Annotated in this window: 15 protein-coding genes and 1 pseudogene; 13 read left to right on the forward strand and 3 right to left on the reverse strand. The window is 73.8% G+C overall.

All coding sequences use genetic code 11. The features are described from left to right. Positions 1-164: 164 nt before the first annotated feature. A complete protein-coding gene (locus ACIP94_RS19125) occupies positions 165-2,591 on the forward strand; it encodes a SpoIIE family protein phosphatase (protein WP_402426513.1) in 2,427 nt (808 codons plus the stop codon). Positions 2,592-2,603: 12 nt separating this feature from the next. Here ACIP94_RS19125 and ACIP94_RS19130 read toward each other — a convergent pair whose 3' ends face one another. Continuing rightward, a complete protein-coding gene (locus ACIP94_RS19130) occupies positions 2,604-5,390 on the reverse strand; it encodes a SpoIIE family protein phosphatase (protein WP_402426515.1) in 2,787 nt (928 codons plus the stop codon). Between the two features lie 34 nt (positions 5,391-5,424). Between ACIP94_RS19130 and ACIP94_RS19135 the strand changes: the two are divergent. After that, positions 5,425-5,675: pseudogene (locus ACIP94_RS19135) on the forward strand (hypothetical protein); the annotation flags it as partial. A gap of 170 nt (positions 5,676-5,845) precedes the next feature. Here ACIP94_RS19135 and ACIP94_RS19140 read toward each other — a convergent pair. Beyond that, positions 5,846-6,589 (reverse strand): SOS response-associated peptidase, encoded by a 744-nt coding sequence (locus tag ACIP94_RS19140; protein ID WP_402426517.1) that lies wholly within the window; start codon positions 6,587-6,589, stop codon positions 5,846-5,848. 262 nt (positions 6,590-6,851) lie between these two features. Between ACIP94_RS19140 and ppk2 the strand changes: the two genes are divergently transcribed. Then, entirely contained in the window at positions 6,852-7,655 is an 804-nt protein-coding gene (gene ppk2, locus ACIP94_RS19145; protein WP_402426519.1) for a polyphosphate kinase 2, read from the forward strand. A 58-nt stretch (positions 7,656-7,713) separates the two neighbouring features. Here ppk2 and ACIP94_RS19150 read toward each other — a convergent pair whose 3' ends face one another. Next, on the reverse strand, positions 7,714-8,799 hold the full coding sequence (locus ACIP94_RS19150) for a YihY/virulence factor BrkB family protein (RefSeq protein ID WP_402426521.1): 1,086 nt from the start codon (positions 8,797-8,799) through the stop codon (positions 7,714-7,716). A gap of 139 nt (positions 8,800-8,938) precedes the next feature. Here ACIP94_RS19150 and ACIP94_RS19155 point away from each other — a divergent pair, with 139 nt between their 5' ends. The 10 genes from ACIP94_RS19155 (at position 8,939) to rfaE2 (ending at position 20,461) form a co-directional block, all read left to right on the forward strand. Next, positions 8,939-9,838: a DMT family transporter gene (locus tag ACIP94_RS19155; protein ID WP_402426523.1), complete on the forward strand. Its 900-nt coding sequence runs from the start codon at positions 8,939-8,941 to the stop codon at positions 9,836-9,838. 297 nt (positions 9,839-10,135) lie between these two features. Continuing rightward, positions 10,136-11,098, forward strand: a complete 963-nt coding sequence (locus ACIP94_RS19160) for an NAD-dependent epimerase/dehydratase family protein (protein WP_402426525.1) — start codon at positions 10,136-10,138, stop codon at positions 11,096-11,098. A gap of 146 nt (positions 11,099-11,244) precedes the next feature. Further along, on the forward strand, positions 11,245-12,906 hold the full coding sequence (locus ACIP94_RS19165; protein ID WP_402426527.1) for a carbamoyltransferase: 1,662 nt from the start codon (positions 11,245-11,247) through the stop codon (positions 12,904-12,906). After that, positions 12,906-13,994 carry a glycosyltransferase family 2 protein gene (locus ACIP94_RS19170; RefSeq protein ID WP_402426529.1) on the forward strand — a complete coding sequence of 363 codons (1,089 nt, stop codon included), beginning with the start codon at positions 12,906-12,908 and terminating at the stop codon, positions 13,992-13,994. The genes ACIP94_RS19165 and ACIP94_RS19170 overlap by 1 nt, the downstream gene beginning before the upstream one ends. Continuing rightward, a complete protein-coding gene (locus ACIP94_RS19175) occupies positions 13,991-14,929 on the forward strand; it encodes a D-glycero-alpha-D-manno-heptose-1,7-bisphosphate 7-phosphatase (protein WP_402426531.1) in 939 nt (312 codons plus the stop codon). The genes ACIP94_RS19170 and ACIP94_RS19175 overlap by 4 nt, the downstream gene beginning before the upstream one ends. Continuing rightward, positions 14,926-16,086 (forward strand): glycosyltransferase family 9 protein, encoded by a 1,161-nt coding sequence (locus ACIP94_RS19180; RefSeq protein WP_402426533.1) that lies wholly within the window; start codon positions 14,926-14,928, stop codon positions 16,084-16,086. The genes ACIP94_RS19175 and ACIP94_RS19180 overlap by 4 nt, the downstream gene beginning before the upstream one ends. After that, positions 16,083-17,048, forward strand: a complete 966-nt coding sequence (locus ACIP94_RS19185) for a glycosyltransferase (RefSeq protein ID WP_402426535.1) — start codon at positions 16,083-16,085, stop codon at positions 17,046-17,048. The genes ACIP94_RS19180 and ACIP94_RS19185 overlap by 4 nt, the downstream gene beginning before the upstream one ends. Further along, positions 17,045-18,316: a glycosyltransferase gene (locus ACIP94_RS19190; RefSeq protein ID WP_402426536.1), complete on the forward strand. Its 1,272-nt coding sequence runs from the start codon at positions 17,045-17,047 to the stop codon at positions 18,314-18,316. Before ACIP94_RS19185 ends, ACIP94_RS19190 begins: the two co-directional genes overlap by 4 nt. Positions 18,317-18,428: 112 nt before the next feature. Then, positions 18,429-19,073 (forward strand): SIS domain-containing protein, encoded by a 645-nt coding sequence (locus tag ACIP94_RS19195; protein ID WP_402426538.1) that lies wholly within the window; start codon positions 18,429-18,431, stop codon positions 19,071-19,073. Beyond that, positions 19,070-20,461 (forward strand): D-glycero-beta-D-manno-heptose 1-phosphate adenylyltransferase, encoded by a 1,392-nt coding sequence (rfaE2, locus tag ACIP94_RS19200; RefSeq protein ID WP_402426539.1) that lies wholly within the window; start codon positions 19,070-19,072, stop codon positions 20,459-20,461. The genes ACIP94_RS19195 and rfaE2 overlap by 4 nt, the downstream gene beginning before the upstream one ends. Positions 20,462-20,483: the final 22 nt, after the last annotated feature.

The raw sequence follows: 20,483 nt of genomic DNA on the forward strand, positions 1-20,483 counted from the left end.
GTGAGGCGCATCACCCGTCCGGCGTCACCGGGCAGCGATCCCCCGCCGCCGAGCGTGCGGCACGGGCGCCTGTCAGGCTGGGAGACATACCGGTCGTCCGGCATGCGTCGGCCGACGCGGCAACGGGCGGACGGCACGGGCCACCGGGCGAATGGAGGGTTGCGATGACCACTCCAGAGAAGGCGCCGGGCAACGGTGATGTACAGGCGACACCGCGGGCGAGGGTCCTCCTGGACACCGATGGTGTGATCATCGAGTGGAGCGAGGAGGCCGAGGCCCTGCTGGGTTACGGCCCCGAGGAGATGGTGGGCCAACCGCTGTGGGGGCTCCTCGCGCGTCCCGGCCCGGCCGCCGAACCGAACGCGCCGGCGGACGTCGACGGCCCGGTGCTTCTGCGTGACCGCTTGGGCCGCACGGTCGCGACCGAGTGGCGGATGTACCCGCGCCTGACCGCGGAGGGGCCGGCGACCTGGGCCGTCTTCCTCTCGCGGGCGGAGGGGACAAGCTGTGGCGACTTCGACCGGGCAGTGCTCGACGCGTTGATGACCGAGTCGCCGGTCGGACTGCACCTTCTCGACACCGACTTGAGGGTGGTGCGCTTCAACACCGCGTCACCCGGCATGCGCGGCGTCCGCGCAGAGGAGGTCATCGGGCTGCCCGGCACCGCCGTCGCGCCCGGAGTGGTGACCGACACCGTCGAGTACGTCCTGAGGCGGGTGCTGCACACCGGACAGCCGGCCATCGACTTCGTCCAGCCTGGATATCCCCCGGGCGACCGCTCCCGCGAGCACATGTTCTCCCTGTCGGCCTTCCGGCTGCATGACCGCGCCGGAAAGGCCCTCGGACTGGCCACGCTGATCATCGACGTCACGGAACGCCACCGGTCCCGAGCGCGCCTCGAACTGCTGAACGACGCCAGCATGCGCATCGGCACCACGCTGGACATCTGCCGTACCGCGGACGAGCTGGCCCAGGTCACCGTCGGCCGGGTGGCCGACGGCGTCGCCGTGGACGTGCTCGACTGCGTCTTCCGGGGCGAGGCGCCCGAACCGGGCCCCATCGCAGGGGAGATCACCTTCCGGCGCGCGGGGTTCCGGTCGTCCGAGGCGGCCGCCCTCCAGCCCGCCTACGAGGTCGGCGAGACAGCCTCGTACGGCTTCCCCACACCGCTCACGCAGACCCTGGCCGATCTTCGCCCCCGCCTGATACCGCGGATCGACGAAGACGGCGAGTGGCTCGCGCATGATCCGGTCAGGCGGGACCGCATCCGCGCCGGCCGCGTGCGCTCGCTGATCGTGGTACCGCTCGCCGCGCGCGGGGTCGTGCTGGGCGTGGCGAGCCTCTACCGGTCCGAGACCTCCGACCCCTTCGACCAGGATGACCTGACCGTCGCCGCCGAACTCGCCGCGCAGACGGCCCTGTGCGTGGACAATGCCCGCCGCTACACGCGCGAGCGCAACGCGGCCCTCACCCTCCAGAACAGCCTGCTCCCCAGGCAACTGCCCGCCCAGAGCGCCGTCGACGTGGCGTTCAGCTATCTGCCGGGACACGCCGGCGGAACCTGGTACGACGTCATCCCGCTGTCCGGTGCGCGGGTGGCGCTGGTGGTCGGGGCCGTGGCGGGGGAGGGCCTGCGCGCCGTCGCCACCATGGGCCGGCTGCGCGCCGCGACCCAGAGTCTGGCGGCCCTGGACCTGACACCCGATGAGATACTGGCCCACCTCGACGATCTGATGCTCCGTCTGGCCGAGGAGGGCCGGCCCGAGGCCGCCAACGATCCCGGCGACGAGCGGTACGACACCGCCGGCTGCGCCTGCGTGATCTACGACCCCGCCAGCCGCCGGGTCGACGTGGCCTGCGCCGGGCATCCGCCTCCGGTTCTCGTCCATCCCGACGGACATGTGCCACCGGTCGACGCGCCCCCCGGGCCCCCGCTCGGCACCGGCAGCCCCGCGTTCGACACCTGGGAGTCGCAGCTCCCCGAAGGGACGTTGATCGCGCTCTACAGCAATGGGCTCGTCGGCGGGCCGTCGGCCGACGGAGTCACGCGGTTGAAGGGTCTCCTCGGCCAGTCGCACGCGAGCGTGCAGGAGGCATGTGACGCGGTGATCTACTCGGAGCTGGCCGGCCGGCCCGGCGAGGACGTCGTGCTGGTCCTCGCGCGCACCCGTGTCCTCAGCGAGGACCGGATCGCCTCCTGGACCTTCCCCAGCGATCCCGCGATCGTGGCGACCGCCCGCACCCTGGTCGACCGCCAGCTCGCCTCCTGGGGGCTGGGCTCCCTCTCGTTCACGACCGAACTGGTGATCAGTGAGCTGGTCACCAACGCCATCCGGTACGCGCGGGGCACCATCCAGGTACGGCTGATCCGGGACCGCACGCTGATCTGCGAGGTCACCGACGGCAGCAGCGCCGCCCCGCATCTGCGACATTCGCGCGCCACCGACGAGGGCGGTCGTGGACTCCTGCTCGTCGCCCAGCTCGCGCACCGCTGGGGCACCCGCCGTACCGACCGGGGCAAGACCATCTGGGCCGAGCAGACGCTGGAATCCGAACCGGACGACCGGCCGCCCACCGCCTCGGCCCCCTGACCCCGGGTGCGCCTACGCCTCGTCCCGGGAGCCCGGCGCCTGGGACGTGTCCTCATCACCGAACTCCTCGTCGTCGAACGCCAGGTCGCCGAGGGCCCCGGCGGGGACTGCACCGTGCCCGCCGGCGGACGGCAGTGCCTGCTCGGCCCAGATCACCTTGCCCTGCGGCGTGTACCGGGTGCCCCAGCGCTCGGTCATCTGCGAGACCAGGAACAGGCCCCGGCCTCCCTCGTCGGTGGTCGCGGCATACCGCAGATGCGGTGAGGTGCTGCTGCCGTCGGCCACCTCGCAGATCAGCGTGCGGTCGTAGATCAGTCGTACGTGGATCGGCTCGGAGCCGTGACGGATCGCGTTGGTGATCAACTCGCTCAGGACGAGTTCCATGATGAAGGCGAGCTCCGACAGGCCCCACTCGTCGAGCTTGCGGGACACGGCCTCGCGCATCCGCGCGACGGCGGCCGGGTCGAGCGGCACGTCCCAGTCGGCGACCCGGTCGGGCGGCAGCGGCTGGGTGCGGGCGATGAGCAGCGCCACGTCGTCCTTGGGCCGATCGGGCAGCAGTTCGTCCAGGACGGCCTGGCAGCTTTCCTCCGGCGGCCGGCCGGGGTGGCCGGCCAGTGCCTCGCGCAGCAGTTCCATGCCCACGTCCAGGTCCCGGGTGCGGTCCTCGATGAGACCGTCGGTGTAGAGGACGAGCTGGGTGCCCTCCGCCACATCCAGCTCGGCCGTCTGGAACGGCATGCCACCGAGGCCGAGCGGCGGGCCGGCCGGCAGTTCGGCGAAGGTGACGCTGCCGTCGGGGTGGACCAGCGCGGGCGCCAGATGGCCCGCGCGCGCCATCACACAGCGGCGCGTCACGGGATCGTAGATCGCGTACAGGCAGGTGGCGCCCACCACGCCCGCGGCGCTCTCCGTGCCCGCCTCGTCCTGGTCGATGCGCCCGACCAGATCGTCGAGGTGACTGAGCAGTTCGTCGGGCGGCAGGTCGAGGGTGGAGAAGTTGTGCACCGCGGTGCGCAGCCGGCCCATCGTGGCGGCCGCATGCAGGCCATGGCCGACCACATCGCCCACGGCCAGTGCCACCCGGCTGCCCGACAGGGGGATCACGTCGAACCAGTCGCCGCTCACCCCGGACTGGGCGGGAAGGTAGCGGTAACCGACGTCGAGGGCGGTCTGCTCGGGCAGGGCCCGTGGCAGCAGGCTGCGCTGGAGCGTGACCGCGAGGGCGTGCTCGCGGGTGTAGCGGCGGGCGTTGTCGATGGTGACCGCGGCACGGGCCACCAGCTCCTCCGCCAGCGACAGCTCCTCGTCGTCGAACGCGTCGTGCTGCTTGGAACGCCAGAAGTTGGCCATGCCGAGCACGACGCCGCGGGCGGCGATCGGGGCGGCGATGAGGGAGTGTATGCCGTAGTCCAGGATGTCCTTGGTCCGTTTGGGGTCCTGCGCATGCCAGCCGCGGGCGGTGGCCAGATCCGTCACCAGCACCGAGCGGCCGGTGCCATAGCCCCGTGCCTGGGGTGTGGAGGGCAGGAAGTCGATCAGCCGGCCCTTCTCGTACAGCGGATGGTCGTCGCGTATGCCGGCCACGGCGACCCGCCGCATGTCCGTCGCCGTGCCGGCCGGCTCCTCGCCGTGCAGGACGGCGTCGGCGAGATCCACGGTGACGAAGTCGGCGAAGCGGGGAACGGCGACCCGGGCCAGCTCGTCGGCGGTGCGGACCACGTCCAGGGTGGTGCCGACACGCAGCCCGGCGTCGTACAGCAGCTTCAGCCGCTCACGTGCTACCTCCGCCCTGCCGGACAGCGCCTGGAGCTCGGTCGTGTCGCGCAGCGTGACCACGGTCCCCTTGGGGCCTCCGCCCCGGTCCGTGGGCCGCTGGTTGACCGCCAGGAGCCGCTCGCCGGCGAAGTGGACCTCATCGGTGGCCTCCCGGCCGGAGGCGAGCAGCGCCACCGTCTCCTGGTCGAGGCCCGACAGGTCCGACACATACCGTCCCTCGGCGTCCGGGGGCAGCTCCAGCAGCCGCCGGGCCTCATCGTTCGCCAGCAGCAGCCGTCCGTCGTCACCGAGGATGAGGACTCCCTCGCGTACGGAGTGCAGCACCGCGTCATGGTGTTCGTACATCCGGGTCATCTCGTCCGGGGCCAGACGGTGGGTCTGGCGTTGCAGCCGTCTGCCCATCAGTGCCGTCCCGCCGGTGGCCAGCGCGAGTGCCCCGGCCCCGGCACCGAAGATGATCGGCAGCTGGCGGTCCACCTCGCTGACCACGTTCTTGACCTTCAGGCCCGCGGAGACCAGGGCCACCACCCTTCCGGCGGGGTTCTCCACGGGAACGATGGCCTGGACCTCGTGCCCGAGTGGGCCGTGCACGCTCTCGGTGTAGACCTTGCCCGCCAGCGAGGGCCCGATCGTGCCCACGAACCGCTTGCCGATCTTGCTCGGCAGGGGGTGGGTATAGCGGATGCCCTTCGTGTCCATGACCACGATGAAGTCGACGCCGGCGTCCTTGCGCGCGGCCTCGGTCAGCGGCTGGAGCACCTTGGACGGATCGGGTGTCTGCAGCGCGGCGAGCAGGCCCGGGGAATGGGCGAACGCCTCGGCCACGGCCACCGAACGGCGCTTGGCCTCGGCGCTGGTGTCCCGCTCCGACTGCAGCACAAGGGCGAACACGGCGCAGGCCACGAGCAGCACGACCAGCGCCACCTGCAGAACGAAGACCTGCCCGGCGACGCTTCGCGGGCTCTTGCCTATCAGTGACCGCGGCGACACGCGTCGAAACCGGGCGAAACGGTCCGCCATGGACCCTTTGTAGCACTGGTGATCCCGGGTGGCCATGGCCGCGACCGCCGGAGAGGCCCTCCGTGCGCGGCTCGGCCCGGGGCTCGCCGCGTCACGGTCCCCGGGCGCGCCTCCCGGCGGTCGGCCCGTCCGTCTCGCAGCGTGGGGGGAAGACGGCCGCGACCGCGTACCTGCGAGAGGCGGGACGGCGAGGGAGGCGATTCCCGCCATCGCGCGTGTCGTCGTGGGGGTCGGCGGATCGTCCTCCTCCTTCGAGGCACCGCGCTGGGCCGTTCGGTACGCGGCGCTGATCGGCGGCTCGGTGGTCCTGGTCCAGGTCTCGGACAGGGCGGAGGCCCTGATGGCGGGCACCGCGGCTTCGCCCGCGCCCTGCCGGGCCCCGTCGGCCACCAGGTCGCCCGGCACGCGCCGTGTCCCGTTGTCATCGTCCGTCCCCGGAGTCGTGGCGCGGGCGGTCAGGGCGCGGCCTCGTCCAGGAGACGAGGGCCGTCGTTGTGCACATCGTTGACCGCCGTAGAGACAGGGCGGGCATCGAGGTGGCCGTCCGCGGGCGGGACGAGCAGGGCGCGCAGGCCGTCGGGGTCCTGGTGGTGGGGGTCGAGCCAGGCGTCGTAGTGGTCCGGGGCGATGGCCAGTGGCATGCGGGGGTGGATCCGGCCGGCCGCGTCGGTGGCCTCGGTGGTGATGATGGTGCAGGTCGTCAGCCATGCGGCGGGGTCGTCGTCGTGCTCGACGGCCGGGTCGCGCCAGTAGGCGTAGAGCCCGGCGAGCGCCATGACCCGGTCGTCCTCGGGGTGGACGAAGTACGGCTGCTTGCGGGTCCTGCCCGTGTCCATGGCCCGTGTCTCCTGCCACTCGTAGAACCCGTCGGCCGGAAGCAGGCAGCGGTGTCTGACGAAGGCACGGCGGAAGGCGGGTTTCTCGTGCACGGTCTCCATCCGTGCGTTGATCATCCGGGCGCCGGTCCTCAGATCCTTGGCCCAGGGCGGCACCAGTCCCCAGCGCAGCGGGCGCAGTTGCCGCCGCACCGGCGCCGCGTCGTCCGCGGTGCGCGGGGCCCGCTCCAGAACGGCCCAGACCTCGTCGGTCGGGGCGATGTTCCAGCTCGGTGCCACGGCCTCCTCGGGGCGCCAGTCGGTGACGTGGAAGAGCCGGGCCAGTTCCTGGGGACCGCGGCTGGAGACATAACGGCCGCACATACCGCCACTGTGCCACGCGGTGCCGTCGGGGGACGCCGGTCACGTGGGCGCCGCGTCTCCCGCGGGCGTGGCCCACGGTGCCGCGAGGCGACGCCGCTGCCGCGCGGGCGCCGTGTGCCACGCGGGGCCGGCCGGCCGGCGGCGAGAGCGCGCGTGCGGGCCGCGGTGGCGGTCAGTACGGTGGCGTCCTGATGCGCGGCACGCCCGGCTCGGACCGCGGCCGGGCGGGGAGGGACGCACGTCATCGACCTCGGGAGGCGCCATGGCCGGCAACGGGACGGCGACACTGCCGCGCAAGACCTATGAGAAGGAACTGCTGCGGCTCCAGACGGAGCTGGTGAAGCTCCAGGAGTGGGTGCGGGCCGCGGGCGCCCGGCTGGTCGTGGTCTTCGAGGGACGTGACGCGGCCGGCAAGGGCGGCACCATCAAACGGGTCACCGAACACCTCAACCCCCGGGTGGCGCGGATCGCGGCTCTGCCCAAGCCGACCGAGCGCGAGCGCACCCAGTGGTACTTCCAGCGGTATGTCGGGCATCTGCCGGCAGCCGGGGAGATCGTGCTGTTCGACCGCAGCTGGTACAACCGGGCCGGCGTCGAGCACGTCATGGGGTTCTGCACGAAGGAGGAGCACCAGCTCTTCCTTCGCCAGTGCCCGATCTTCGAGCGGATGCTGGTGGAGGACGGGATCCTGTTGCGCAAGTACTGGTTCTCGGTGAGCGACACGGTCCAGCAGGAGCGCTTCCGCCGCCGGCTGGAGGATCCCGTACGGCGCTGGAAGCTCTCACCGATGGACCTGGAGTCGATCACCCACTGGGAGGCGTACTCGCGGGCCAAGGACGAGATGATGGTGCACACGGACATCTCCGAGGCCCCGTGGTACGTCGTCGAGAGCGACGACAAGCGCCGGGCCCGGCTCAATATGATCGCCCATCTGCTGGCCTCCGTGCCGTACCACGAGGTCTCGCCGCAGGTGCTCGAACTGCCGGAGCGGCCGGCGTCGACCGGCTACGAGCGTCCGCCGCGCGATCTCCAGACCTATGTGCCCGACCACGCGGCGACTCTGTGACGGACGGCTTCGGCCCGGCCCGGGTTCCTCGCACCTCGCCCGGGGCCAACCGGGTCCCTCACTCCAGGCGGCGTCGGTCCTCCTCGTCCCACGCGCGGGTGTCGCGCGGCTCGGTGTACGGCTCCTGGTCGGGCGGAAGGCCGCCGGCGATCGCCCGCTGCCGCGCCGTCTCGGCGTCGAACTCCAGGCCCAGCAGGATCGCCAGATTGCCGATCCACAGCCAGACCAGGAAGACGATGACGCCGGCCATGGTGCCGTAGGCCTTGTTGTAGGCGGCGAAGTTGGTGACGTAGACCGCGAACCCACCGGACGCGGCCAGCCAGATCACGAGCGCCAGAACACTGCCCGGGCTGACCCAGCGGAAGCCGGGGATCCTGGCGTTCGGCGCGGCCCAGTACAGGATCGCGATCATGATCGTCACCAGTACGGCGAGAACGGGCCACTTGGCGATGGACCACACCGTGAGCGCCGTGTGCCCGATGCCCAGCGCCCTGCCGGCCTGGCGGGCCAGACCGCCGGTGAAGACCACGATCAGCGCGCTGATCACGGCCAGCACCAGGAGCACCACGGTGACGGCGACGCGGATGGGGAGCACCTTCCACAACGGCCGGCCCTCGGGTATGTCATAGACGGCGTTGGCGGCGCGGATGAACGCGGCGATATAGCCGGACGCCGACCACACCGCGAGGGCGAGGCCGACGATCGCCATCACGGACCCGGTGGCGCTGTGGCCCTGGAGGTGGTGCACGGCCCGCGTGATGATGTCCCGGGCCGAGCCGGGGGCGAACTGCCTGAGGTTGCTCAGCACCGTGTCGGTCGTGGATCTGCCCGCGGTGCCCAGCAGGGACACGAGGACCAGCAGGGCCGGGAAGAGCGACAGCACTCCGTAATAGGTGAGGGCCGCGGCCCGGTCGGTCAGCTCGTCGTTGCGGAACTCGCGCAGCGTGCCCTTGAGCACCGCCCGCCACGACCGTCCGGACAGCTCGGTGGGCGTGTCCGGCGCCCTGCGTTCGACCTCCGGGGCGGGGCCGGGCCGCGCGGCCGTGGACTCCGGGCCCGGCTCCCTCGCCCGGTCCGTCCCGGCCGGTTCGCGGTCGTGAGCCGCCTCGTGTTCCTGGTATCCCCGCTTCGGCTGCCGTGTCATGCCCCGACGGGTATCCCCGCCCTGACGTTCTCATGCGGCGCCGCAGGGCCCTGCTCGTGCGCGGGCTCGCCGAACCGGCCCGGAGGCCGGGTCAACCAGCCCAGAGGCCGGGCCCGGCGCACCGGGGCATGCTGGAGAGGTGATCGTCCTCGCAGCGCTGTTCGCGGTCACCGGAGCAGCCAGCAACGCGATGGGCACCGCCTTTCAGCGCAAGGCGGCGTCCACGGTCTCCCGTGGCGGCGGCCTGCGGCTGATGCTCGAGCTCGCCCACCGGCCCGCCTGGCTGCTCGGCATCGGCGGAGTCGTCGGCGCAGCGCTGTTCCAGGCGCTCGCCCTGGTGAACGGCCCGATGGCGCTGGTACAGCCGCTGTTCGTGCTGGAACTGCCGTTCGCCCTGCTGATCGCCGCCCGCCTCATGCGCCGGCGCCTGCCGAACCCGGGCTGGTGGGCGATCGCCTGCGTGGTGACCGGCCTCGCGCTGGTGCTCGGCGCCGCCGCCCCCTCCGGCGTCCAGGACCAGGCACCCATGGTCCGCTGGTTCCCGGCCCTGGCGGTCTGCCTGGGCAGCATGGCGGCGGCGGTCGCCCTGGCCCGCCCCGGGCGCCCGCCGCTGTTCCGTGCCGCCGTACTGGCCGCGGCCTCGGCCATCGGCAACGCCCTGACCGCCGCGTTGCTCAAGTCGGCGACCGGAACGTTCGACACGGCCGGTCTGCCCGCGTTCCTCGCCGCCTGGCAGACCTACGGCTTCGCGGTGACCGGTGTCTGCGCCATCCTGCTGCTGGAGAACGCGCTCCAGGCGGGCTGGCTCGCGGCCTCCCAGCCGGCCCTGACCATCGGGGACGCCACGGTGAGCCTGCTGCTCGGCATCACGCTCTTCGACGAGCGGATCCGCACCGGCTGGTGGGTTCTGCCGGAGGCCCTGGGGGTCGGGCTCATCGTGTGGGGTGTGGTGCGGTTGAGCCATGTGGTGCCGAGCATCCGGGGAGGGTCGCAGGACGCCGGTGACAGGCTGAGCCATACGCCGCCCGTGACGTCGTAGGGGCGCCGGACGGGGCGCGACGGGCGCCCGAGACGGGCAGGAACGAGTCGGCCGGCGTGAAACTCCGTCCCCATGTCTTGGCGGATCCGGCCCCTGAGGGCATCCCGGCCGGTACGGCCTCGCGCGAGCACACGGTCACCCTGCGTGAATCACCCGGATGCCGTACATCACCGAGCCTCCGTCGCCCGGGCGACGGACGCTGATCGGGGTACTCGACAGCCTTCCCGGACACCAGCGATCCGGCGCCGGCAGCAGCAGGGGTCCGACGCACGGTCGCCGCAGAGCGAGGAGATGTGCATGGTCACCGCTTCGGCACGGAACTGGGAACACGCCGTCGTCACCGGCGGGGCGGGATTCGTCGGTTCGCACCTGTGCGCCGCGCTGCTGGACTCGGGCGCGGCCGTGACATGTGTGGACGACTTCAGCACCGGGCGAAGGGAGAACGTGTCCCCTTTGCTCGACCGCCCGGGCTTCACCCTGGTGCAGGCAAATGTGGCGGAGGGGCTGGCCATCGATCGGCCACCCGACCTCGTCCTGCACTTCGCCTCCCCGGCGTCCCCCGCCGACTATCTGCGGCTGCCTCTGCACACCATGGAGACCGGGAGCCTCGGGACGCGCCACGCGCTGGAACTCGCCCGGCGCAGCGGAGCCCGTTTCCTCCTCGCCTCGACGTCCGAGGTCTACGGCGACCCCCAGCAGAATCCCCAGGACGAGCGCTATTGGGGCCATGTGAACCCGGTCGGCCCGCGGAGCGTCTACGACGAGGCCAAGCGGTTCGGTGAGGCCCTGACCACCGCCCACGCCGAGGCCAAGGGCACCGATACCGGCATCGTGCGGCTGTTCAACACCTACGGCCCGCGGATGCGCGGCCACGACGGCCGGGCCGTCCCGACCTTCGTGCGGCAGGCCCTCGACGGCGATCCCCTCACCGTCACCGGCGACGGACGGCAGACCCGGTCGCTGTGCTACGTCGACGACACCGTGCGCGGCATCCTCGCGGCGGCGGCGCACGGCATGCGCGGCCCGGTCAACATCGGCAACCCCACCGAGATCACCATGCTCGACCTCGCCCGCCTCGTCATCGAGCTGACCGGCTCGCGGTCGGAGATCCGCTTCGTCGAACGGCCGACGGACGACCCGGCCGTCCGCTGCCCGGACATCACGCTGGCCCGCGACAAGCTCGGCTGGGAACCCGAGGTACCGGCCGAGGAGGGCCTGCGTCGCACGATCGGCTGGTTCCGTGCCGGCGCCGGTCGCTGACCCGGGCGAGCGTCCGCCCGCGGGCTCTCCATGGGACTCCCCCGGCTCAGCCCGGGGCTCCGCACCGCCGCCGCGACGCGCCGACACCCGCGACATCCGATTCCCGCACCGGCTCACCGTATCGCCGAAAGACCTGGGATTCCCCTATGCGCATCCTCGGAGTCAACGCCCTCTTCCACGACCCCGCCGCCGCCCTGGTGATCGACGGCCGGACCGTCGCCGCCGCCGAGGAGGAGCGGTTCTCGCGGCGCAAGCACGGAAAGCGGCCGGTGCCCTTCTCCGCCTGGGAGCTCCCGGAGCGGGCCGCCGCGTGGTGCCTGCGACGGGCCGGACTGCGCCCCCAGGACCTCGACGCCGTGGCCTACTCCTACGACCCGCGCCTGGCCCGGAGCGCCGAGGCGATGGGACTCGACGACCCCTGGGACCCTCTCCGGCAGACCTACGCCCGCGAGGCGCCCCGCTTCCTCGCGGCGGCGCTTACGGGCCTCGATCCCGCCGTCGTCCGCTTCGTACCGCACCACATGGCCCATGCCGCGTCCGGTGCGTTCGCCGCGCCGGGCGCCGAGGACTCCTCCGTGCTGGTCCTGGACGGCCGCGGGGAGCGCGCGTCCCATCTCGCCGCCCGCCGCGTCGGTGACCGGCTCGAGCCCCTGTACGCGCAGGAGCTGCCCCATTCGCTGGGGCTGGTCTACGAGGAGCTCACCGACCACCTGGGGTTCCTGCGCTCCTCCGACGAGTTCAAGGTGATGGCCCTCGCCTCGCATGGCAGGCGGCGCCTGCTGCCGGAGCTGCGCCGTCATGTGTACCCCACGGGCGACGGAGGGTTCCGGGCCACCGCGGTGCCCTGGCACGAACTGTGCCCGCCGCGCGGCCCCGAGGAGCCGTGGACCCAGGACCACGCGGATGTGGCCGCCGGCGCCCAGGCGGTGCTGGAGGAGACGCTGCTGGACCTGGTGCGCTGGCTGCACGGGAAGACCCACCACAGTGTGCTCACGCTCGCCGGGGGCGTGGCCCTGAACTGCGTCGCCAACTCGAGGATCGCCCGTGAGGGGCCCTTCAGCCGGGTGTGGGTGCAGCCGGCCGCCGGTGACGCCGGGACCGCCCTGGGCGGCGCGCTGCTGCTGGCGGCCGGCCAGGGCGACGCACCGGAGCCCATGACAGGCGCCGATCTGGGCCGGGACTGGTCGGACGCGGAGCTGGGGGCATGGCTGAAGACGGCCGCCGTACCGTTCGAACGCCCGCCGGACATCGCCGCCACCGTGGCCCGGGCCCTCGCGGACAACGGGATCGTCGCCTGGTTCCAGGGCCGGTCCGAGTACGGTCCCCGGGCGCTCGGACACCGCTCGCTGCTGGCCCACCCGGGCCACGCGGGCAATCTCGAACGGCTCAACGACGTCAAGGGCCGGGAGCAGTTCCGGCCGGTCGCGCCCATGGTGAGGGCCGCCCGCGCCGCCGAGATCTTCGACGGACCGCTGCCCAGCCCCTACATGCTGTTCGTCCACGACGTGGCCGAGGCATGGCGGGACCGCATCCCGGCCGTGGTGCACGTCGACGGGACGGCCCGCATCCAGACCGTGGACCCGGCCGCAGAGCCCCTGCTGGCCCGGATGCTCGCCGAGTTCGAGCGGCTGACGGGGCTGCCGGTGGTGGTCAACACGAGCCTGAACACGGCGGGTCGCCCCATGGTGGACGATCCACGCGACGCGCTGGAGTGCTTCGGCTCCTCCCCCGTCGACCTCCTCGCCATCGGCCCCTACGCGGTCCGGCGGGGCGACCTTTTCCGCGGCAACGGCGAGGGGGACGTGTGATGAGCGAGCCTGCGAGCGGGGCGGTGCGCCCCGACCACACCGACGACACGTACGCGGTGGTGATACCGACGCTCGGCCGGCCGAGCCTGGGCGCCTGTCTGCGGGCGCTGGCGGAGTCCGGGGGCCCGAAGCCGCTGCGGGTGGTCCTCGTCGACGACCGCCCCGAGACCGGCGGCGCACCGCTCACCGTCGACGTGCCCGCGCCTCTGCGCGGGGTCACCACCGTCGTGCGGGGGCGTGCCCGGGGACCGGCGGCGGCCCGCAACGACGGGTGGCGGGCCGCCGGTGACGTGCCCTGGATCGTCTTCCTCGACGACGACGTGGTTCCCGGCCCCACCTGGGCCGACGACCTCGCCCTGGATCTGGCCGAGGCGACGGTGGACACGGCCGCGATCACCGCGCGTATCGACGTGCCGCTTCCACCGGACCGGCGGCCGACCGACTGGGAGCGCAACACCGCCGGGCTCGCGGACGCCCGCTGGATCACCGCCGACATGGCCTACCGGCGCGGGGCGCTGGAGGCCGTGGGCGGCTTCGACGAGCGGTTCCGGCGCGCCTTCCGGGAGGACGCGGACCTGGCCCTGCGGGTCATCGGCGCCGGCTGGACGGTGAGCGCGGGGGCGCGCGGCACGACGCATCCTGTGCGCCCCGCCGACCGCTGGGTCTCGGTACGCCTCCAGGCGGGCAACGCGGACGACGTGCTCATGACGCGGCTGCACGGCGCCCGCTGGTGGAGGCGGGCCGGCGCACCGCGCGGGCGTCTGCCCGGGCACCTCGCCGTGACCGCGGCGGCCGCCGCGACGCTCTGCTGCGCCGTCCTCGGCCGGCCGCGGGCCGCCACGATGTGTGCGGCGGCATGGCTGGCCGGCACCGCCGAGTTCGCCCTGTCGCGGATCGCTGCTGGACCGCGCACTCGCAACGAGGTCACCACCATGACGCTGACCAGCGTGGCGATCCCGCCGGCCGCCGTCTGGCACTGGCTGCGCGGGCACATCGTGCACCGGCACACCTCCCCGCTCGCCGTCTACGAGGCGGGTGCGCCGCCGCGGGATCCGCGCCGACCGGCCCGGGAGCGGGTGCGCCCATGACCGGACCCTGGTTCCCGGCCCGGCACTCGACGGCGCTCCCGCGTCCGGCTTCCGTGCCCTGGCTGTACGGCGGGCCGCGGCCCGCTCCCGCCCCTGCGGGCGACCGCCCGGCGGCGGTGCTCTTCGACCGCGACGGCACGCTCGTCCGTGATGTGCCCTACAACGGCGACCCGGCGCGGGTCGAGCCCATGCCCAGGGCGCGGCAGGCCGTGGACGCCGTACGGGCGCGCGGCATCCCGGTCGGGGTCGTGAGCAACCAGTCGGGCGTGGCCCGGGGGCTGCTCACCCGCCACGAGGTGGAGGCGGTGCGCCTGCGGGTGGAGCACCTGCTCGGCCCCTTCGACGTCTGGGCCGTCTGCCCGCACGGGCCCGACGACGGCTGCGCCTGCCGCAAGCCCGCTCCCGGCCTGGTGACGGCCGCGTGTGCACGCCTCGGTGTCGCGGTGGAGGACACCGTCGTCATCGGGGACATCGGCGCCGATATGGCGGCCGCACGCTCGGCGGGCGCCCGTGGGGTGCTGGTCCCGACCCCCGTGACCCTCCCCGGGGAGGTCGAGGCCGCCGACGAGACGGCCGGCGATCTGCTCGCGGCGGTGCGGCTCGTCCTGGCTTCGGGTCCGGGACCCGTTCGGGGGGCGGCGCTCAGGGCGGGTGCCTCGCCGGGCGGGGCCACGGGCCTGAGCACGACCACAGGCCTGAGCGGAGCCATGGGCCCGAGCGAAACCACAGGCCCGAACGGGACCACAGGCCCGAACGGGACCACAGGACCGACGGGGACCACAGGACCGACGGGGACCACAGGACCGAGCACGACCCCAGGCCCGAGCGGAACTGCGGGTTTCGGCGGGACCGGAGGCCGCGGCGAGGCCGGAGGCAGCGGCGCCGCCGGGAGCGGCCTCGACCGCTTCCGCCCGGCCGGAGGGGAGACACGATGACGCGCCGCCGTGTGCTCCCCCGCACCCTGGTGGTCCGCCTGGACAGCGCCGGGGACGTGCTGCTGGCCGGGCCCGCGGTACGCGCCGTCGCGGCCGGTTCCGCCTACACCGCGCTGCTGTGCGGGCCGCGCGGAGCCCAGGCGGGGACGCTGCTCCCGGGCGTGGACGAGGTGCTGGTCTACGACGCCCCGTGGGTGGGCCTCGAACCACCGCCGGTTACCCCCGCGGCGACACGCCGGGTTCTCCAGACACTGACGGCCGGCCGCTTCGACCGGGCGCTGGTGCTGGTCTCCTACCACCAGAGCCCGCTGCCGATCGCGCTGCTGCTCAAGCTGGCCGGAGTCGGCTGGACAGGTGCCGACAGCGAGGACTACCCGGGCGCCCTGCTGGATCTGCGGCACCGCCGGCCGGCGCACCGGCACGAGGCGCTGGCCGCGCTGGACCTGGCCCAGGACGCCGGGTTCGCGCTGCCGCCGGGCGACGACGGGGCGCTGCGCGTGAAGACTCCGCCGGACACCAGGCATCTGACGGGTTCCGGGCCCTATGTGGTGATGCACCCCGGGGCCGCGGTACCGGCCCGGGCGTGGAGCGCCGAGCGCGCGGCCCGGGTCACGGCCGCCCTCGCCGCCGAGGGCCACCGGGTCGTGGTCACGGGCGGCCCCGGGGAGCGGGACCTGACCGCCAAGGTGGCGGGAGACCACGGCCTGGACCTCGGTGGCGCCACCGACCTGCGGCACCTCGCGGGAGTCCTGGCCGGGGCACGGGTCGTGGTGGTCGGCAACACCGGCCCCGCGCATCTGGCCGCCGCGGTCGGGACACCGGTGGTCTCGGCGTTCGCACCGGTCGTACCCGCCGAGCGGTGGGGCCCGTACGGAGTGCCGTATGTGCTGCTCGGGGACCAGACGGCGGAGTGCGCGGGCACCAGGGCACGTCGGTGTCCCGTGCCGGGTCACCCCTGTCTCGACGGGGTGAGCGACGCCGAGGTGCTGGCCGCCGTGGCCGCGCTGGGGGAGGACCAGCCGAGCGGAACAGCCCCCGGGGACCGGACACCGAGGAAGAAGAACGGGGCGAATCCCGACACGGAGACGCCGCGGGAGCCGGGGGACGTGCCCGGCCCCGGCGGCGGCTCCGAAACGGAACGAGGAGCGACCGTATGAACATCCTGCTGTGGCATGTGCACGGTTCCTGGACGACGGCGTTCGTCCAGGGCCCCCACACCTACCTCGTTCCCGTGACACCAGGCCGCGATCCGGACGGGCGCGGGCGGGCCCGCACGTTCTCCTGGCCCGCCTCGGCGCGGGAGGTGACGCCGGAGGAACTGCGGGACACGGAGGTGGATCTGGTCCTGCTGCAACGGCCGCACGAGCAGGAACTCGCCGAGCGCTGGCTCGGCGGCCGCCGTCCGGGCCGTGACGTACCCGCCGTCTACCTCGAGCACAACGCCCCGGGGGGAGACGTCCCCGACACCAGGCACCCCTTCGCGGACCGGTCGGACCTGACCCTTGTTCACGTCACCCATTTCAACCGGCTGTTCTGGGACTCCGGTGGCACGCGCACCGAGGTGATCGAACACGGCATCGTCGACCCGGGCCACCAGTACACCGGCCGGCTGGCCCGCGGGGCCGTCGTCGTCAACGAGCCGGTGCGACGCGGCCGTCACACCGGCACGGACCTGCTGCCCGCGCTGGCCGAGGCGGCCGCGCTGGACGTCTTCGGCATGGGCACCGAAGGCCTGGCCACCTTTCTCGGCCTGCCCGAGGAGCGGTGCCGAAGTGCCGACCTGCCCCAGGCGGAGCTGCACCGGGCCATGGCGGAGCGCCGGTTCTATCTCCACCCGGTGCGCTGGACGTCCCTCGGTCTGTCGCTCCTGGAGGCCATGCAGCTCGGCATGCCCGTGGTGGCGCTCGCCACCACGGAGGTGGTCGAGGCGGTCCCACACGGTGCCGGCACGCTGTCCACCCGCCCCGACGTCCTGGCCCGCGCCGCCCGGCACTATCTGCACGAACCGGAAGCCGCGGCGGCCGACGGCGCCCGCGCGCGCCAGGCGGCCCTGGGACGGTACGGGCTCAAGCGTTTCCTCGCCGACTGGGAGCGCGTGATGGCGGAGGTCCGCTCATGACCTCCTCCATCCGCTCCCTCGGCACCGGCGCCTTCGCCCCGGAGGGTCCCGGCTGCCTTTCCGTCGCACTCGTCTCGGAACACGCCAGTCCGCTCGCCATGCTGGGCGGGGTGGACGCCGGCGGGCAGAACGTCCACGTCGCCCATCTCGCCGGCGCCCTCGCCGAGCGGGGCCACCGGGTGACCGTCTACACCCGCCGCGACGACCCGGATCTGCCGGACCGGGTGGCGTTGTGCGAGGGGGTCGAGGTGCACCATGTCCCGGCGGGTCCGCCCGAGCCGCTGCCGAAGGACGAACTCCTTCCCCACATGGAGGAGTTCGGGCACCACCTCGCCAGGACGTGGCGGGTGCGGCCCCCCGACGTGGTGCATTCCCACTTCTGGATGTCCGGGCTCGCCTCCCTGCGGGCCGTGCGCGGACTGGGACTTCCCCTGCTGCACACCTACCACGCGCTCGGAACCGTGAAGCGACGCCATCAGCAGCTCGCGGACACCAGTCCCCCGCAGCGCATCGCCCACGAGACGACGGTGGGCCTGGGCTGCGACCGTGTCATCGCCACCTGCCGGGACGAGGTCGTCGAACTGGGCCGCATGGGCATCCCCAGCGGCAAGGTCGACGTGGTGCCGTGCGGGGTCGACACCACACGGTTCACCCCGCGCGGTCCGGCCCTTGCGCCCGGGACCGCCCGGCATCGGCTACTCCAGCTGGGCCGCCTCGTTCCCCGCAAGGGCACGGCGGTCTCCATCGCCGCTCTGGCCCTGCTCCCCGACACCGAGCTCCTCGTCGTCGGCGGGCCTCCGGCGGACCGGCTCGACGAGGATCCGGAGGTAGGCCGGCTGCGTCATATCGCCGCGGAGGCCCAGGTCGCCGGCCGGGTCCGCTTCATCGGCGGGGTGCCGAGCCACGAGGTGCCCGCACTGCTGCGCGGCGCCGATGTGGTGGTGTGCCCCGGGGACTACGAACCGTTCGGCATCGTGCCGCTGGAGGCGATGGCGTGCGGCAGGCCGGTCGTGGCCAGCGCGGTGGGCGGCCAGCTGGACACGGTCGCGGACCCGAGCACCGGGCGGCTGGTGCCGCCCCGCGACCCGGACGCCCTCGCCCGGGCCGTCGGCGAGCTGCTCGCCGACCCCGACGCACGGAAGGCGTGCGGCGCGGCGGGGCGCCGTCGCGTGCTCCGCAGGTACGGCTGGGGGCGGGTCGCCGCGGCCACCGAGACGGCGTACTGCGCCGTCCTGGACGCCCAGCGCGCCATCACGGGGGTGATCTGAGGCGGCCGCCGCCCGGCCCGCGACAGCGTTCCCGACCGACCGCGGAGCACCGACGTCCGAAGGAGGTGCGGGTCCGGCCGCCGTCGTCCGCGACGCGGTACGCCCGATCGACATGACGCCATCAACGCAATCCTCTGCACTCGATGCCGCACAGCTGCACTGCCGGTCACTGGAGCGGGCGCTCGTGCGCTTGCGCCGCGACGGCCTGCACCGGATCGCGGACTGGGGCCTCCGGCTCGCGGCCGTGCTCCCCGCCGGCGGTCGGCTGCTTGCCGCCGGAAACGGGGGCAGCGCCGCGCAGGCCCAGCACCTGACCGCCGAGCTCGTGGGGCGCTATCACAGGGAGCGGCCGGCCTTCTCGGCGATCTCGCTGCACGCGGAGACCTCCAGCGTGACCGCCATCGGCAACGACTACGGCTTCGACCACGTCTACGCACGCCAGGTGACGGCGCACGGCCGCCCCGGGGACGTGCTCATGCTCCTGTCCACCTCCGGCCGCAGCACCAACCTGATCACCGCGGCCGCGGCGGGCCGGGCGGGCGGACTGCGGGTCTGGGCGCTGACCGGGCCGGGCCCCAATCCGCTGGCGGAGGCGGCCGACGAGGCGCTGTGCATCGACGCCGACGCCACGGCGACCGTGCAGGAGGCCCACCTCGTCGCCGTTCACCTGTTGTGCGAGGGCTTCGACACGGCACTCGCCGGGTCGGCCGGGAGCGCGGGGCAGCGTGCGGTGGGATCCCACCGGAGGGCGTCGTGAGGGGGTCGGGCCGGCTCGTGGTCGTGGGGGACGTGCTGCTCGACGAGGACATCGAGGGCGTCGCCACCCGTCTGTCCCCGGACGCCCCCGCCCCGGTGGTCGACGTCACCGAGGACCGGCGCCATCCCGGTGGAGCGGGGCTGGCCGCCACGCTGGCGGCGCGCGGCGGCCGGGAGGTGGTCCTGGTCACCGCGCTCGGCGACGACTGCGCCAGCGAGGCCGTACGCCGGGCTCTGCGCGGCCGGGTCCGGCTGGTGGAGATACCCCTGAAGGGCAGCCTGCCGGTCAAGACCCGGGTGCTGGCGGGCGGCCGGCCCCTGGTCCGGATCGACCGGGGCGGCGGCACACCCGGCGAACCGGACGGCGCGGTACGGGACGCCCTGGCACAGGCCCACTCCGTGCTCGTCGCCGACTACGGGCGGCGCACCGCGAGCGCGGTACGGGAGCATCTGGCGGCCGTGGCCTCGCGTACCCCGCTGGTGTGGGATCCCCATCCCCGGGGCGACGTTCCCGTGCCGGGAGCGCGGCTGGTCACCCCCAACGCCGCAGAGGCGCGCGCCCTGTGTCCGGGCGAAGGTGAATCGCTGCGCGCGTACGCCGAGCGCGGGGCGGAACTCGCGCAGCGCTGGCAGACGGCCGGCGTCGCCGTGACCCTGGGGGAAAGGGGCGCCCTGCTGGCCCGGCCCGGTGCCGGCACGCCGATGCTGGTCCCCGCGCCCTACCTGGCCCACGGGGATCCGTGCGGCGCGGGTGACTGCTTCGCCGCGACCACGGCCGCCGCGCTGGCGGACGGGGCGCTGCCGGAGGAGGCGGTGCAGCGCGGAGTCGCCGAGGCCGCCGCGTTCGTGGCGGCGGGCGGTGCCGGGAATCCGGCGCTGTGGCGGACGGCGCTCGAGCCGCGGGTGGACACACCGCGGACCGACGCCTGCGCCCTCGCGGAGCGGGTGCGCGCCCGGGGCGGCACGGTGGTGGCCACCGGCGGCTGCTTCGACCTGCTGCACGCGGGGCACGTGGGCCTGCTGGAGAGCGCACGGCGCATCGGCGACTGCCTGATCGTCTGTCTCAACTCCGACGCGTCCCTCACCCGGCTCAAGGGGCCGGGGCGCCCGATCAACCCGGTGGCGGACCGGGTCCGGGTTCTGGAGGCGCTCGGCAGCGTCGACGCCGTCGCCGTCTTCGAGGAGGACACGCCGGAGTCGCTGCTGCGGCGGCTGCGGCCCGATGTCTGGGTGAAGGGCGGCGACTACTCCGTACAGGAACTCCCCGAGGCCGAGGCCCTGCGCGCCTGGGGCGGCCAGGCGGTCGTCCTGCCCTACCTCGACGGCCGCTCGACCACCCGCCTGGCCCTGCGGGCGGCACAGGCCGCCGCGCCCCCGGGACCGCCGTAGGCCCGCGTGTGCCCCGCGGTCC

This window comes from Streptomyces sp. NPDC093261, from assembly GCF_044753645.1.
GTDB lineage: Bacteria > Actinomycetota > Actinomycetes > Streptomycetales > Streptomycetaceae > Streptomyces.

What these genes read in the sequence shown, in the direction of transcription:
- ACIP94_RS19190 (WP_402426536.1), top strand. Translation starts at nt 17,045, where the DNA reads ATGACCTCCTCCATCCGCTCCCTCGGCACCGGCGCCTTCGCCCCGGAG.
- ACIP94_RS19125 (WP_402426513.1), top strand. Translation starts at nt 165, where the DNA reads ATGACCACTCCAGAGAAGGCGCCGGGCAACGGTGATGTACAGGCGACA.
- ACIP94_RS19130 (WP_402426515.1), bottom strand. Translation starts at nt 5,390, where the DNA reads ATGGCGGACCGTTTCGCCCGGTTTCGACGCGTGTCGCCGCGGTCACTG.
- ACIP94_RS19165 (WP_402426527.1), top strand. Translation starts at nt 11,245, where the DNA reads ATGCGCATCCTCGGAGTCAACGCCCTCTTCCACGACCCCGCCGCCGCC.
- ACIP94_RS19185 (WP_402426535.1), top strand. Translation starts at nt 16,083, where the DNA reads ATGAACATCCTGCTGTGGCATGTGCACGGTTCCTGGACGACGGCGTTC.
- ACIP94_RS19140 (WP_402426517.1), bottom strand. Translation starts at nt 6,589, where the DNA reads ATGTGCGGCCGTTATGTCTCCAGCCGCGGTCCCCAGGAACTGGCCCGG.
- ACIP94_RS19175 (WP_402426531.1), top strand. Translation starts at nt 13,991, where the DNA reads ATGACCGGACCCTGGTTCCCGGCCCGGCACTCGACGGCGCTCCCGCGT.
- ACIP94_RS19195 (WP_402426538.1), top strand. Translation starts at nt 18,429, where the DNA reads ATGACGCCATCAACGCAATCCTCTGCACTCGATGCCGCACAGCTGCAC.
- ACIP94_RS19160 (WP_402426525.1), top strand. Translation starts at nt 10,136, where the DNA reads ATGGTCACCGCTTCGGCACGGAACTGGGAACACGCCGTCGTCACCGGC.
- ACIP94_RS19170 (WP_402426529.1), top strand. Translation starts at nt 12,906, where the DNA reads ATGAGCGAGCCTGCGAGCGGGGCGGTGCGCCCCGACCACACCGACGAC.
- ACIP94_RS19150 (WP_402426521.1), bottom strand. Translation starts at nt 8,799, where the DNA reads ATGACACGGCAGCCGAAGCGGGGATACCAGGAACACGAGGCGGCTCAC.
- ACIP94_RS19180 (WP_402426533.1), top strand. Translation starts at nt 14,926, where the DNA reads ATGACGCGCCGCCGTGTGCTCCCCCGCACCCTGGTGGTCCGCCTGGAC.
- ppk2 (WP_402426519.1), top strand. Translation starts at nt 6,852, where the DNA reads ATGGCCGGCAACGGGACGGCGACACTGCCGCGCAAGACCTATGAGAAG.